The organism is Acinetobacter sedimenti, assembly GCF_022601685.1.
GTDB lineage: Bacteria > Pseudomonadota > Gammaproteobacteria > Pseudomonadales > Moraxellaceae > Acinetobacter > Acinetobacter sedimenti.
In genome coordinates this window covers 72,815-87,688 of sequence record NZ_JAKUML010000001.1, presented here as the reverse complement: position 1 = coordinate 87,688, position 14,874 = coordinate 72,815, and the positions used below count along the sequence as shown (strand labels likewise).

The window sequence follows — 14,874 nt, the reverse complement described above, 5'->3', positions numbered from 1 at the left end:
TTTTGTACTTTTCAGTTTTAGCTCGCGCAGGCTTATTTTGAAGCACGCATCTGATCTGGAATTTCAGGCGCAATCAGACGTTTGCCCTGATACGATGGAATCTCTCCAAAACGTGCATCATGGTCAATCCACTGCTGACGTGCCTGTTTCATTTCTTCCGTCGTCCGTGCGACAAAATTCCACCACAGCAGAATTTCACTTTCAAACGGCTCACCGCCAATCAATAACAACCGTGCACCTTTTTTCATTTTGAGGTGCATTTTTTCATTGCCAACTTCAAGCACCACCATGTTGTCCTGTGACAGCACATGACCGTTGATTTCAGCTTCTGCTTCCATTGCCAATAGCCCATATTCAAACTCAGGATTTAACTCCAGAACCACCTCGACATCATCCACCGCTTCGACATCTACACCAAGCATCTTGCTATACACTTGCACTGGCGACGTTGTCCCGAGAAAATCACCAACCAATACTGAAAAAACTGCGCCATCTTGTTCAATGGTTGGAAGCTCAGGATAATGCTCAAACTTCGGCGCCATATGACGATGCGCCTCAGGCAATGCAATCCAAAGCTGTGCCGCATGTAAGCCTGTTTCTGCCGATGGCGTCACTTCGGTGTGGGAAATACCATGTCCTGCGGTCATCAGATTGACTTGTTTTGGGCGAATCAATTGCTCACTGCCCACGCTGTCATGGTGCATCACTGTGCCTTCGATCATCCATGTAAAGGTCTGCAAGCCAATATGCGGATGTGGTCCAACATCCATGCCATCATTCGGCGCAAACTGCACTGGTCCTGCATGGTCAAGGAAACACCATGCGCCAATCATACGTTTATCTTTGCTCGGCAAAGCACGTTTGATCGTGGTACTTGTGCCGACGATGGCAGAACGTAGATGGACTTCTTTGATGCTATTTGGTTTGGCTAATGGACAATCGGACGATTGCGACACAAGGTCTGTCGTAGTATTGGTCATGTTATTTCCTTATTTCTAGCTTATCTGTTACTGCTTATCGACTGAATTTTTATAGAATATCGAAATTGTGCGATAGTTCACAGTTCGAATTTGCAACGCTGTGTGTATATTATTTTGATTTATGACAAATATTTTTAGGAGATGTACACAATCTTATGTAAAAATACTGTCGAAGAAATAATCACTACTTATCAAATGAACAGTAATAAACACGAAAATTACGAACTTTTAAATTTGCTCGGTTATGGCTTGGCGAAGTTTGACAATGATTTTATTCAACAATTTGGCTTTAAGACCAAATCTGCCTTCTATGACTATTTCGTTGAGTTAGGCATCGTCGAAACAGGAAGTGTCGTTAAAAACAGAATGGATTTATTTGATCCATTTTTTGACAATGATCGCAAAGGTTGGTGGCAAAAAGGCGACGCATACATTCACCGTAAACATCTGATTGATAATCTATTCGGCAGTGAAAACTGCGTCGGTTACGCCAATATCGTCAAACTTTTTCTGCATGAAAATTTTAAAATTAATGACTTTATTGTACAGGTCAAACCCATCGTAAAGTCAAGATTTAAGAAGCTACAAGAAACAGGATTGGAAGCTGAGCTGTATTTCCTAAATAACTATCAATCCATTGATATTTTTAAAGATGGAAGCATCGAAGATGCTCGTCTATATGGTGATGGCTACGATTTTCAAATCAATGTACCAAACACGTCGTATTTAGCTGAAATCAAAGGGATTCGTGCCAAGAAAGGTCGCTTTCGTTTAACCGAGAATGAATATAAAAAAGCGCAAGAATATCAGCTAGATTACATCATTACTTTGGTGTTGAATTTAGATGATACGCCGACATTTTTAACTATTGATGATCCACTCAAAAATCTGAACTTTGAAGAAAGAATCATCAAATCAAAAGAAGTTAAAGAATATCATTCGGTATCTGATATATGTTAGAACTCAGCGAGAAAGTTAAAATCTTGAAAGACTATCTTGTTGAGATTGGCGACACTCATGCGGATCGTTTTAAAACAGATATTGTCTTTTACTTTAATGAATTTGAAGATGAACAAAGCTGTGATTTTCAATTTCTAAATAGACTCAATTCAAAAGAAGAAATTCATAGCGTGATTGATCATTTGATTTCCAAAATTGCGCTGAAGTTTGACGAAGATGAAGAACAATTATCGGACTTTATCTTTTATGCGCTAAACCCTTAAGCTCAATTTTAGTGAATATCCTTTTTTAAAAACGAATAAAAAAAGAGCACATCGGTGCTCTTTTAAGGTAATTTCCAAACTGCCGCGAGCATAGCTCTTGGCGTAAAACTGGCACGAAGCAGTGCTTCGTGAAATCCCAGTTTTACTCCCATTCAATCGTTGCAGGTGGTTTACTCGATACATCATAGACCACACGTGATACATCTTTGATTTCATTCATAATACGTGTCGAGATACGATCAACCAAATCATATGGTAGATGCGCAAAACGAGCCGTCATAAAGTCCACAGTTTCCACAGCACGGAGCGCAATCACCCACGCATAACGACGGCCATCACCAACCACACCCACAGACTTCACAGGTTGGAATACCGCAAAGGCTTGCGCCGTCTTGTCATACCAACCACTGGCACGAAGCTCCTGCATAAAGATGTCGTCCGCAAGACGCAGAATATCAGCATATTCCTTTTTCACTTCGCCCAAGATACGCACGCCAAGACCCGGTCCTGGGAATGGATGACGATAGATCATGCTATGTGGCAATCCAAGTGTGGTGCCAAGTTTACGCACCTCATCTTTAAATAAATCACGTAATGGCTCAACCAAATCAAACGCCAAATCTTCAGGTAATCCGCCGACATTGTGATGCGATTTGATCACATGCGCCTTGCCTTGTTTGCTCGCTGCCGATTCGATCACATCAGGATAAATCGTGCCTTGTGCCAAGAATTTCACGCCATCAAGTTTACGTGCTTCTTCTGCAAACACTTCGATGAACTCACGACCGATGATTTTACGCTTTTTCTCAGGATCAACTTCACCTGCAAGTGCAGTGAGGAAGCGCTCTTCTGCATCAGCACGGATCACTCGAATACCCATGTTGTCCGCAAACATTTGCATCACTTGATCGCCTTCGTTTAAACGAAGCAAACCATTATCGACGAACACACAAGTCAATTGATCGCCAATCGCTTTATGCAACAAGGCTGCTACCACGGAGGAATCCACACCACCTGATAAGCCAAGCAAAACTTTTTCATTGCCGATTTGTTCACGAAGCTGTTCGACACGAAGCTCGATAATGTGCTCAGGTGTCCATAGACCACCACAGCCACAGATTTTATGCACAAAATTTGAAAGCAATTCTGCGCCTTTTGCGGTATGCGTCACTTCAGGATGAAACTGTACACCGTAGAAACGACGAGTTTCATCCGATGCCGCCGCATATGGACAACTTGGTGTGCTGGCAGTGGTGCTAAACCCTTGTGGCAATTGACCGACTTTATCACCGTGACTCATCCACACATGCAATTGATCTTCACGATCTTGTAGATTACCAATTAACTGATCACGGATTTGAATATCGACTTCTGCATAACCAAACTCATGCACTGTGCCTGCTTCGACCTTTCCGCCCAATTGTTCAGACATGGTTTGGAAGCCGTAGCAAATACCCAGTACAGGCACGCCGAGCTCAAATACCACTTGTGGCGCACGAGGACTGCCCTCGACATGCACGCTTTCTGGACCACCTGAGAGGATGATACCGTTTGGATTAAAGGCACGAATCTCTGCTTCGGTCATGTCATAGGCGTACATCTCAGAGTACACGCCTGCTTCACGGACACGGCGAGCGATCAACTGGCTGTATTGCGAGCCAAAATCAAGGATAAGAATACGGTCTTCGGTAATTTGAGTATTGGTCGTCATCAGCTACAACTTATACAAGGCGAGAAATTAAGCGCTGTATTTTAGCATTTTCTACAGTGAACTGCACTGATTATAAATTCGTGTAAATACGTCTTGCTTAACCTTTATAAAAAATATGACTATCACATTAAGCGCTGAATCAACTTATATTTTGGCAATTTTGGTTGGCTACGCCAACCAAAATTGCGTACGGGGTTTGGGGACTAAGTCCCCAAAATCCCCTCCTCGCCTCACTGCCGAAGGCAGTGAGGCGAAATCAATTCGCTTTGTCAAAGGCAATAAAAAAGCCACCCTTACGGATGGCTTCTTCTAAATCATGACGGTATTAACCTGCACGATTTTTGATCTTACGTAATGTTTCAAGCTGCGCCGCTGTTTCAGCAAGAGCAGCCAAAGCTGCTGCTGAGTCCAAATCACTCTTTTGATTTGCAAGCAATTGTTCAGCATTTTTACGTGCTTCGATAATCGCTGCTTCATCCAAGTTGTCTGCACGCACTGCGGTGTCTGCAAGTACAGTCACCACATGCGGTTGAACTTCAAGCACACCGCCTGATACATAGACGATTTCTTCTGTACCATTCTCAAGCTGAACACGAATCGGTCCAGGTTGAAGTAAAGTCACTAGCGGGGCGTGACCCGGTAAAATACCGAGCTCACCACCTGCGCCTTTTGCGATCAACATGCTGACTTGTCCAGAGTAAATTGACTCTTTGACACTCACCACGTCACATTGCATCGTTGCCATAAGATAGCCTCCTTAATTAGAGATGCTAATTACAGCTTCTCAGCTTTCGCAATCACTTCGTCAATACCACCAACCATATAGAACGCTTGTTCTGGGATGTGGTCGTATTCACCAGCTAACAGACCCTTAAAGCCACGAATGGTTTCTTTAAGCGGTACAAGTTTACCTGGCGCGCCAGTAAAGACTTCAGCAACGTGGAACGGTTGAGAGAAGAAACGTTGGATTTTACGTGCACGGTAAACAACCAATTTGTCTTCTTCAGCCAGTTCGTCCATACCCAAGATCGCAATGATGTCTTTCAGCTCTTTATAACGTTGCAATACGTTCTGTACAGAACGTGCAATTTCATAATGCTCTTGACCTACAACCAATGGATCAAGCTGACGAGATGTAGAGTCAAGTGGATCGATCGCTGGATAGATACCAGAAGATGCGATGTCACGGCTCAATACTACTGTTGCGTCCAAGTGGGCGAATGTCGTTGCAGGCGAAGGATCGGTTAAGTCATCGGCAGGTACGTATACCGCTTGGATTGACGTGATCGAACCAGACTTCGTCGATGTAATACGCTCTTGAAGTACACCCATCTCTTCTGCAAGTGTCGGTTGATAACCTACTGCAGATGGCATACGACCAAGAAGTGCAGATACTTCTGTACCCGCAAGTGTATAACGGTAGATGTTGTCAACGAACAGAAGTACGTCACGACCTTTACCATTTTCATCTTTCTCATCACGGAAGTATTCCGCCATGGTCAAACCTGTCAACGCAACACGTAGACGGTTACCCGGTGGCTCGTTCATCTGACCGTAGACCATTGCTACTTTATCAAGAACGTTAGAATCTTTCATTTCGTGATAGAAGTCATTCCCTTCACGAGTACGCTCACCAACACCAGCGAATACAGATAAACCTGAGTGCGCTTTTGCGATGTTGTTGATCAATTCCATCATGTTAACGGTTTTACCAACACCCGCACCACCGAACAGACCAACTTTACCACCTTTCGCAAACGGGCATAGCAAGTCGATGACTTTAATACCAGTTTCTAGAAGGTCAGTAGACGCTGCTTGTTCAGCATAAGAAGGCGCTTCACGGTGAATCGGCAAACGATCTTCAGTCGCAACTGGACCAGCTTCGTCGATTGGGCGACCAAGGACATCCATAATACGACCAAGCGTCGCTGTACCCACTGGTACTGAAATCGGTGCACCAGTATCAGATACTGGAAGACCACGTTTCAAACCTTCAGTAGAACCCATTGCGATGGTACGAACAACACCATCACCGAGCTGTTGTTGCACTTCGAGAGTTGTCTCAGTGCCATCAACATGAAGTGCGTCATAGATCTTTGGAACGCTATTACGTTCAAACTCGACGTCGATAACCGCGCCGATGATCTGAATGATACGACCGCTACTCATATTGCTGTCTCCTCAATTCAAATAAATACTGTTAAACGGCAGCGGCACCGCCAACGATTTCAGAAATTTCCTGAGTAATCGCGGCTTGACGCAGCTTGTTATAGATGAGTTGTAGATCTCTAATCAATCCACCCGCATTATCTGTTGCAGCTTTCATCGCAACCATACGTGCAGACTGCTCAGAGGCGATGTTTTCGATCACACCCTGATAGACCATCGACTCGATATAGCGAACCAATAAACCATTTAGCAATTCTTCTGCTTCTGGCTCATAGAGATAATCCCAACCGTATTGACGGTTTAGATCTTCGCTTTCGTCAGCTTGTGCAAGTGGAACAAGTTGATCGACTGTCGGTTTTTGTGTCATCGCATTGATGAAGCGGTTTGATACCAAATAAATGCGATCAATCTCGCCCTTATCATAAGAATCAAGCATCGCTTGAACCGAACCTGTCAGTTGTTCCGTATCTGGCGCATCACCCAACTGGGTAGCTGCAGACACCACTTTACCGCCGTAACTTTTAAAAAACGAAACCGCTTTTTGACCAATTAAAGCAAATTCGACTTCAATTGACTGCGCACGTTGTTGTTGTACATGCTGAACCACTTTTTTGAACAAATTAATGTTCAAACCACCAGCAAGTCCACGATCCGATGAAACCACGATGTAACCAACGCGTTTCACAGGACGATCGACCATATAACGGTGTTTGTATTCTGGATTGGCTTGTACCAAGTGAGCAATTACACGGCGCATATTTTCGGCATACGGGCGACCTTGTGCCATGCGCTCTTGCGCACGACGCATCTTAGAAGCTGCTACCATCTGCATCGCGCGAGTAATTTTCTGCGTGCTTTTGATACTAGCTACTTTGGCGCGAATTTCTTTTAAATTTGCCATACGCTTAACCTAATTCTCGAAAACCTGAATCAACAGGCTTTCGATGGTTGATCCGTGAAACAAACTTAACTAACCCAAATCATTAAAAAATGAATTAGTAAGCCTGAGTCGCTTTGAAGCTCTCAATACCTGCTTTAAATTCAGCTTCGATGTCTTTGTCGTAGTTACCAGTTTCATCAATATTTTGCATGAATGCAGCTTTTTCAGAGCGGAAATATGCAATCAATGCTGCATCAAAATCAACGATTTTGTTTACAGGAACATCAGCCATATAGCCTTCGTTCGATGCATAAACAGAAACCGCTTGATCAGCAATTGAGTAAGGTGCATATTGCTTTTGCTTCATCAACTCAGTTACACGTTGACCGTGTTCAAGTTGCTTACGAGTCGCTTCGTCAAGGTCAGAAGCAAACTGCGCAAATGCAGCCAATTCACGATACTGTGCAAGTGCAGTACGGATACCACCAGACAATTTCTTGATGATCTTCGTCTGTGCAGAACCACCAACACGTGATACCGAAATACCAGCGTTGACCGCAGGACGGATACCCGAGTTAAACAATGAAGTTTCTAGGAAGATCTGACCATCAGTAATCGAAATTACGTTGGTTGGTACGAATGCAGATACGTCACCCGCTTGGGTTTCAATGATCGGCAATGCCGTCAATGAACCAGTTTGACCTTTCACTTCACCATTGGTGAACTGCTCAACATAGTCCGCAGATACACGAGAAGCACGTTCAAGAAGACGTGAGTGAAGATAGAATACGTCACCTGGATACGCTTCACGACCTGGTGGACGACGAAGAAGCAATGAGATTTGACGATAAGCAACTGCTTGTTTAGACAAATCATCATAGATGATCAACGCATCTTCACCACGGTCACGGAAGTATTCACCCATTGTACAGCCAGAATAAGCTGACAAATACTGCATTGCTGCAGGATCAGCTGCTGCCGCTGCAACAACAGTGGTGTACGCCATTGCGCCAGTTTCTTCTAACTTACGCACGACGTTGGCAATCGTAGATTGTTTTTGACCAATCGCTACATACACACATTTAATGCCAGAAGACTTCTGCGCAATAATGGTGTCAACAGCCATTGCAGTTTTACCTGTTTGACGGTCACCAATGATCAATTCACGCTGTCCACGACCAATTGGGATCATGGTATCTACTGATTTATAACCAGTTTGTACAGGCTCATCAACACTTTGACGCCAAATTACGCCAGGCGCAACTTTTTCGACTTTATCAGTCATTTTTGCATCAATAGGGCCTTTACCATCGATCGGGTTACCCAAGGCATCCACGACACGACCTAAAAGTTCAGGACCTACTGGTACTTCAAGTACACGACCAGTACAACGTGCTTTTTGACCTTCTTGCAAGCCTAAGTAGTTCCCAAGAACTACGGCACCCACTGAATCTTCTTCAAGGTTCAGTGCCATACCAAATAAGCCGCCTTCAAATTCGATCATCTCACCGTACATGGCATCTGCCAAGCCGTGAATACGCACGATACCGTCCGATACCATGACGATGGTACCTTCGTTTTTCGCGGTCGCACTGGTGTCCAGATCGCTGATACGCTGTTTAATGAGCGCACTGATCTCGGATGGATTCAGTTGTTGCATTGCGCTATTACCTCAATTCTTTGTATGTTCATTCTTGTGATTTAAGCAAGAAGACGAGTTCGCATTTTTTCAAGCTTGTTTAGCGCAGAATCATCAATGACTTGATCACCCGCACGGATTACCACTCCAGCGATTAAGCTTGGATTTTGTTGTACAGTGACATTGACAGTTTTGTTGTAGCGCTGTTGAAGGCGCTCAGCCAAAAGCTGTTGTTGCTCTGTAGATAGTGGAAATGCCGATTCGATAACAACGTCTAATGCGTTATTACCTTGAGCTTTCAATAATTCATATTCTGCTGAAATTTCAGGAAGCAAAACCAAACGATCATTCTCTGCAAGCAAAGTAATAAAGTTTGAAACTGCAACTGAAGTTTGCTCTGTACCAGTAATCTGGATAAAAGCTTTAACTTTTTCAGCAGGTGTTAATTCTGGGCGATTAATATAAGCGGAAAATGCTTCATCTTGCACCGTCGTACTGAGCGTACTTAATACAGAAGACCAACTGTCTGCTGCATTTTGCTCAGACGCATAAGCAAATGCTGCTTTGGCATATGGGCGTGCCAACGTCAAGAGTTCAGCCATATTTCGCCTCGCTTAAAGTTTCGCAGCCAGCTCTTTGAGCATGGCATCGTGAGCTTGTGCATCAACTTGTTGTGCAAGAATCTTCTCTGCACCATCGACTGCCAAAGCAGCAACCTGTTGACGTAGTGCTTCGCGAGCGCTATTGATCTCAGTATCCACAGACTCTTGAGCCTGTTGGCGAATACGCTCACCTTCCGCAGACGCTTGGGTACGAGCTTCCTCGACCAATTGTGCTGCACGACGGTTCGCTTGTTCGATCAATTGCGCCGCTTGTGCTTTTGCTGCATCTAATTCAGCTTTTACCTGAGCTTGCGCATCGGCAAGATCAGCTTTGGCTTTTTCAGCTGCATTTAAGCCATCAGCGATTTTACGCTGACGCTCACTAATCGCATTGATTAGTGGTGGCCAAACGAACTTCATGCAGAATGCAACAAAAATCGCAAACGCAATCGCTTGACCAAACAGAGTATAGTTAATATTCATTGCTATTCCTCAATAGTTTAATTTAGGAATGAAGCCAATTAACCTACAAATGGATTAGCGAAGATGAAGAACAAGCCAATACCAACACCGATCATAGGCACAGCATCAAGAAGACCCGCGATTAAGAACATACGAGTTTGAAGTTGTGGCGCCAATTCTGGTTGACGAGCTACAGCTTCCAAGAAGCGACCACCCAAAAGACCAAAACCGATTGCAGTACCCAAAGCACCGAAAGCGATTAAGATAGCAGCTGCAATCGCAACAAGACCAAGACCTAGTTCCATGATAAATCCTCAAAGGTTAGGTTATACCAATAAATAAAAAATTTGCCCAACTACACCACGTAGCTAGGCATTACCATTAATGCTTTTCGCTCGCCATACTCAAATACACGATGGTCAACATCATGAAAATGAAGGCTTGCAATGTAATAACAAGAATATGGAAAATCGCCCACGGCACAGACAACGCCCATTGGATCCAAAATGGTAGTAAAGCGATCAAGATAAAGATCAACTCACCCGCATACATGTTACCAAACAGTCGAAGTGCCAATGAAATTGGACGAGCCAAGAAAGTTACCAATTCCAAAACAAGGTTTACAGGAATTAATAACGCCTTAGCGATAGGATTACTCGGGTTAAATGGGTTCAGTGCCAACTCACCAACAAAACCTGCCACGCCTTTTTCACGGAAACTATAAAATAGAATCAACGCAAATACTGACAATGACATCCCCAATGTGATGTTAGGGTCAGTAGAAGGGACGATTTTGAAATAAACGTGATGTGGATCCATACCAAATACGCTTGCACCAATTTTCTGAGCCAATACAGGCACCCAGTCAACAGGGATCAAATCCATCAAGTTCATGAGGAAAATCCACACGAAGATGGTCAACGCCAAAGGCGCAATCAAACGTGATTTGCCATGAAAAGTATCACGGACACTTGAGTCTACAAACTCGATAATCATCTCAATTGCTGATTGGAATTTTGTTGGTACGCCACTATTCGCAGCACGAGCAACTAACCAAAAAATAAAGCAAAAGATGATCCCAAGACCGATAGACCAACCCATTGAATCCAAGTGAATTGCAGTGAAGCCCATTTGCTGAGCTTCAGCACCCGATTCAGCCAATTTCCATGTACCATCTGGCATTTTGCCATAGGTCATGTTGGTCAAATGGTGCTTGATATACTCAGTCGAAGTAAGGGCATGTTCTTCAGCAGCCATAAATCACACCTGGTCAATGTAAATTACTATTTAAAGAAAACCGATGCACGCTGCACGACATCAACTCTCTAAGAAAACTATTCTTCCGCTGTCAAAGCAGTTAGGCTTGATGCCGAGCGAGCCAAAATGGCGCAACCCACGACATAGCTTGCACAAGCAAGAACCCACCTAAAACCGCCACCATAGATATTGGTGAAACACAGCTTAAAATCAAAATCAAACCAACAACCACGATCACAAATTTGCCGATCAAACCGAGATACATATTGCTGAGAATTTGCCTCGACGCTCGTGCTCCAGAAGATCGAAACGCCTGCCACGAGAAATAGCTACTTGCAAACCAATAGACTAATGCTCCAAGTGCTGCACTTTTTGCAGCAGTCACATCGTGTATTAGCCAAGCCAATAACGCTGCAACTGGAATCATGATCGCTTGGAATACAGCCAAAGCCTTTGCCAATCGACGATCAACAAGTTGTGGAGATCGGCGCATTACTTCTCTATCTCTGTAGCTCTCTGTAGCTATATCACTATAACTTCAGTAACAAATTCGCAATCATCTCTTTGCACATTGTCTGATCTATCCCAAACTGGTCAAAATCAACAATTCAACAAGGATTCGTGAATGATTGTTATTAATCGGAGGCATTATAGAGTTACACCCCGTAACATGCAATCTTTATCCGAAGAAGGGCTGGTTAATTTTTACCGTTTTTTGACAACATCCGACTATTTTACGAAACAATTTACGAAATAATGATGACAAAAATGGAATTTTTGACTGTGAAAACAGTTTTGTAGTGATCACAGTCCTTCGATTAGTGACGAGGCAGACATTGTTGTACCGCATTCGCCAATTTTAGCCAAGCTGTGACAAAATCTTTCTGATCTGACATGCTTTCATTCGCTTCAACGGTATTTACTGGATTTAAGCGTTGCACCACATTGTCACTTGCCCCATGTCCGAGAATTAAGCACATCGTGTCTTGTGGACGATGATCATTTAAATATTTGATCTGCGCAATGGTCGGTGCTTGCTCATGATCTGCACTCAACGCCCCTGAATATTTCAAATCCATCGCACGTTCAAGATATTGAAAGGCATCATGAAATGCCCAATAGTGACGCAAGTTTCGACCGTTATTGGTCAGTCGAGTGGCATCTAACATCCGTTTTGAAAATTGTTGTGCATTTTTCCAATACGTCGTTTTATATTCTGGATGTTGCTGTGAACGTAATGAGGCGATAAAGAAGGCAATTCGAATCGCATTATTTGGTTCTAGCCAAACATGCGTATCAAGACTATTGGCAATCGGTTGCCCTTTGACATCACGCATCGGCAATGTTTGCATCAAATGACTATCCAGTACAGAAATTGCATTTTTCTGTGTACCCAATAGTTTTTGTAATGGGGCTTCATGCTGTACACCAAACCATAAAATAAGCTCGGCCTGAGTCGCAAGTTGACGAGTTTTCGGGGTAATTTGTACGTCATGCCCTGTCTGTTGTGGGCTGAGTAGTAAAGTCGGCTCTTCAACACCTTTAGTCACATCTTTGGCAATCAAATATAAAGGATAGGTCGAAAGTACCAAGCCATTTACCATAGATTTTTTAGCATCTGAATCTTTATCATTCGAAATATCTTTAGACCACACCAATGACGGCATCAATAATGAGAAAAACAGCACAAAAGTGAGAGATTGAACGATACGCACAACAAATTACCCAAATTAAAACTAGCGTTATAATATAACAATATGCTATTTTTTACACTATTATTTGTTTGCGATTTCTCTTTACACTTTTTTTGTTTTGCTGAAGTCCATTTTTATTTTTAAAGTTTCGGGGAATATCTGTGAACACATGCTCGCATACGCATCATGATGACGATCGCCTACACGGCGTGCATGAACATGGCAGCGTCAATGAGCGCATCAAACAAGCTGAACAAATCTGTGACGAAGCAGGCGCACGCCTGACGCCACTTCGCAAAGAGGTGCTCAGCCTGATTCTTTCTGCAAAAGCGCCAATCGGTGCGTATGATCTACTCGCAAAACTAAAAAACAGCAATGAACGCCCTGCTGCGCCACCTACGGTGTATCGTAGTTTAGAATTTTTATTAGAGCATGGTTTTGTCCATCGTCTGACCTCGATCAATGCCTTTATCCCTTGTTGTCATCCTCGTGAAGGACATCAGGCTGCATTCCTGATCTGTCAAAATTGTCATAGCGTCAAAGAAACCTCTGCCAATGATTTATTTGATCAACTAAAAAGTATTGCTGATCAAGGACATTTCCAAGCACAAAACAGCGTGATTGAGATCTCGGGAATGTGTCAACAATGTCAATGAGTGACTGTGCGCCACTGGTTCAATTGAATCAAATCAATGTCAGCTTTTCAGGTCGACAAGTGCTGAAAAATGTTGATTTACACATTTATCCGCATGAAATCGTCACCTTAGTTGGACCCAATGGCGCAGGCAAATCGACATTAATTAAAGTCTTACTTGGCATTAGCAAAGCAGATCAAGGACAAGTGACCTATCAGCGCAACTTGAAAATGGCGTATGTGCCACAAAAATTTCACCCTTCAGAAAGCCTACCGATGCGAGTCAAAGATTTATTGGCTTTGGAAAAATGCGACAACACCTATAAAGCACAAATCATCCAAGATACTGGTATCGCCAATTTGCAATCGACTGCGCTACAACAATTATCAGGTGGTGAGCGACAACGTGTGCTACTGGCACGTGCTTTATTGCGCAAGCCACAGCTTTTGGTTTTGGATGAACCAATGCAAGGCTTGGATATTCAGTCTGAAGAAGAGCTGTATGCCTATGTGCGCACTTTGCCGACTACACTTGGCTGTGCCGTATTGATGGTGTCACATGATTTGCAATGGGTGATGCAAGGTACACAACGCGTGATCTGCCTGAATCATCATATTTGCTGTACAGGCACACCTGAAAATATCCAAAAACATCCTGAATATGTGGCGATCTTCGGTCAGCAACGGGTGCCCTATCAACATCATCATGACCACTGTGCGCATGGTGATCACGCTGAACCATGTCAACACATTCCACATCCCCACATTCATCCCGAAGCGGAGCCCTAATCCATGTATGAGTGGCTGATTTTACTTGCACCTGCATGGTTGATGGGCTGTGTGTTGCCCTTTTTGACTGCGCCTTTAGGCTGTTTGATGCTATGGCGTCGTATGTCTTTCTTTGCCGACACAATGGCGCACGGCACGTTGCTCGGCGTTGCTATCGCAGGTTTACTGAGCCTACCGATTTGGCTTGGTGTGTCGCTGTTGGCAGTGATTTTGGTGGGTATCTTATGGTTTTTGCATGATCGTCGTTTACCGAATGATGCTTTGTTGGCACTATGTTCTGCGACTTTGCTGTGTAGTGGTTTATTGCTGATTCAACAATTGCCAACTTTGCGCCCTGAGCTAATGAGCTATCTTTTCGGTGATTTACTCACCGTGACATGGCAAAACCTGCCTGCATTGGTGCTGACCATTTTATGTGCAGGCGCAATACTCGCCTATCACTGGCGTTCGCAGTTGCGTCTAGCCCTCGCTTCAGACATTGCCCAAAGTGAAGGTATTCGTGCAGGTTGGCAACGGCTGATTTTCATGGGCGTGCTTGCGCTGTTTACGGTCATTGCACTTAAAGTGGTTGGCTCATTGCTCATGGGTGCTTTATTGGTGATCCCTGCGCTGACCGCACGACTCCTTGCACATTCGCCACGACAAATGGTGATTTGGGCATTTATCCTTGCAGAGTTGGCGATTACCGTTGGGTTATGGAGCAGTGCTTGGCTCGATATTGCCACAGGCTTGAGTATCGTATTGACCATGTCGGTGCTTTTTGCCGTAGTATTTATTGGACAAAAAGTGTGGTTTAAATCGAAATCGTTGGCTTAACGCTTAGCATTTCAAATC

18 protein-coding genes are annotated in these 14,874 nt (G+C 43.8%); 6 read left to right on the top strand and 12 right to left on the bottom strand.

Annotation, left to right across the window (positions count from 1 at the left end):
* Positions 1-32 precede the first annotated feature (32 nt).
* The gene (locus MKI79_RS00470) at positions 33-980 is read right to left on the bottom strand and encodes a pirin family protein (RefSeq protein ID WP_407651517.1); all 948 of its coding nucleotides are present in this window, start codon (positions 978-980) and stop codon (positions 33-35) included.
* A gap of 195 nt (positions 981-1,175) precedes the next feature.
* On the opposite strand from MKI79_RS00470, the gene MKI79_RS00465 reads away from it, so the two are divergent.
* Both MKI79_RS00465 and MKI79_RS00460 read left to right on the top strand, forming a co-directional pair.
* On the top strand, positions 1,176-1,940 hold the full coding sequence (locus MKI79_RS00465) for a DUF3883 domain-containing protein (protein WP_241570003.1): 765 nt from the start codon (positions 1,176-1,178) through the stop codon (positions 1,938-1,940).
* Entirely contained in the window at positions 1,934-2,203 is a 270-nt protein-coding gene (locus MKI79_RS00460; protein ID WP_241570001.1) for a hypothetical protein, read from the top strand. The genes MKI79_RS00465 and MKI79_RS00460 overlap by 7 nt, the downstream gene beginning before the upstream one ends.
* Positions 2,204-2,345: 142 nt before the next feature.
* Here MKI79_RS00460 and guaA read toward each other — a convergent pair whose 3' ends face one another.
* Positions 2,346-3,914, bottom strand: coding sequence for a glutamine-hydrolyzing GMP synthase (gene guaA / locus MKI79_RS00455; RefSeq protein WP_241569999.1), 1,569 nt, complete (start codon positions 3,912-3,914; stop codon positions 2,346-2,348).
* A gap of 115 nt (positions 3,915-4,029) precedes the next feature.
* Between guaA and MKI79_RS00450 the strand changes: the two genes are divergently transcribed.
* Positions 4,030-4,227: a hypothetical protein gene (locus MKI79_RS00450; RefSeq protein WP_241569997.1), complete on the top strand. Its 198-nt coding sequence runs from the start codon at positions 4,030-4,032 to the stop codon at positions 4,225-4,227.
* 12 nt (positions 4,228-4,239) lie between these two features.
* Here MKI79_RS00450 and MKI79_RS00445 read toward each other — a convergent pair whose 3' ends face one another.
* The 10 genes from MKI79_RS00445 to MKI79_RS00400 all read right to left on the bottom strand — a co-directional run bounded on the left by MKI79_RS00445 (position 4,240) and on the right by MKI79_RS00400 (position 12,527).
* Entirely contained in the window at positions 4,240-4,659 is a 420-nt protein-coding gene (locus tag MKI79_RS00445) for a F0F1 ATP synthase subunit epsilon (RefSeq protein ID WP_092619788.1), read from the bottom strand.
* Positions 4,660-4,688: 29 nt separating this feature from the next.
* Positions 4,689-6,083: a F0F1 ATP synthase subunit beta gene (atpD, locus tag MKI79_RS00440; protein WP_092619791.1), complete on the bottom strand. Its 1,395-nt coding sequence runs from the start codon at positions 6,081-6,083 to the stop codon at positions 4,689-4,691.
* Between the two features lie 31 nt (positions 6,084-6,114).
* On the bottom strand, positions 6,115-6,984 hold the full coding sequence (atpG, locus tag MKI79_RS00435) for a F0F1 ATP synthase subunit gamma (protein ID WP_241569995.1): 870 nt from the start codon (positions 6,982-6,984) through the stop codon (positions 6,115-6,117).
* A 94-nt stretch (positions 6,985-7,078) separates the two neighbouring features.
* Positions 7,079-8,623 (bottom strand): F0F1 ATP synthase subunit alpha, encoded by a 1,545-nt coding sequence (gene atpA, locus MKI79_RS00430; protein WP_092619797.1) that lies wholly within the window; start codon positions 8,621-8,623, stop codon positions 7,079-7,081.
* 41 nt (positions 8,624-8,664) lie between these two features.
* A complete protein-coding gene (locus tag MKI79_RS00425; RefSeq protein WP_241569993.1) occupies positions 8,665-9,204 on the bottom strand; it encodes a F0F1 ATP synthase subunit delta in 540 nt (179 codons plus the stop codon).
* Positions 9,205-9,216: 12 nt separating this feature from the next.
* Complete coding sequence (locus MKI79_RS00420; protein WP_241569991.1) at positions 9,217-9,687, bottom strand: F0F1 ATP synthase subunit B; 471 nt, start codon at positions 9,685-9,687, stop codon at positions 9,217-9,219.
* 38 nt (positions 9,688-9,725) lie between these two features.
* On the bottom strand, positions 9,726-9,971 hold the full coding sequence (gene atpE / locus MKI79_RS00415) for a F0F1 ATP synthase subunit C (RefSeq protein WP_016654735.1): 246 nt from the start codon (positions 9,969-9,971) through the stop codon (positions 9,726-9,728).
* A 76-nt stretch (positions 9,972-10,047) separates the two neighbouring features.
* A complete protein-coding gene (gene atpB, locus MKI79_RS00410) occupies positions 10,048-10,923 on the bottom strand; it encodes a F0F1 ATP synthase subunit A (RefSeq protein ID WP_241569990.1) in 876 nt (291 codons plus the stop codon).
* Between the two features lie 100 nt (positions 10,924-11,023).
* Entirely contained in the window at positions 11,024-11,416 is a 393-nt protein-coding gene (locus MKI79_RS00405; protein ID WP_241569984.1) for an ATP synthase subunit I, read from the bottom strand.
* A 325-nt stretch (positions 11,417-11,741) separates the two neighbouring features.
* Positions 11,742-12,527 (bottom strand): metal ABC transporter substrate-binding protein, encoded by a 786-nt coding sequence (locus MKI79_RS00400; RefSeq protein WP_322111805.1) that lies wholly within the window; start codon positions 12,525-12,527, stop codon positions 11,742-11,744.
* A 251-nt stretch (positions 12,528-12,778) separates the two neighbouring features.
* Here MKI79_RS00400 and MKI79_RS00395 point away from each other — a divergent pair, with 251 nt between their 5' ends.
* The 3 genes from MKI79_RS00395 to MKI79_RS00385 are packed head-to-tail and all read left to right on the top strand — an operon-like array spanning position 12,779 to position 14,856.
* Entirely contained in the window at positions 12,779-13,273 is a 495-nt protein-coding gene (locus tag MKI79_RS00395; protein WP_241569969.1) for a transcriptional repressor, read from the top strand.
* The gene (locus MKI79_RS00390) at positions 13,270-14,040 is read left to right on the top strand and encodes an ATP-binding cassette domain-containing protein (protein ID WP_407651523.1); all 771 of its coding nucleotides are present in this window, start codon (positions 13,270-13,272) and stop codon (positions 14,038-14,040) included. The genes MKI79_RS00395 and MKI79_RS00390 overlap by 4 nt, the downstream gene beginning before the upstream one ends.
* A 3-nt stretch (positions 14,041-14,043) precedes the next feature.
* A complete protein-coding gene (locus MKI79_RS00385) occupies positions 14,044-14,856 on the top strand; it encodes a metal ABC transporter permease (protein WP_241569965.1) in 813 nt (270 codons plus the stop codon).
* Positions 14,857-14,874 lie beyond the last annotated feature (18 nt).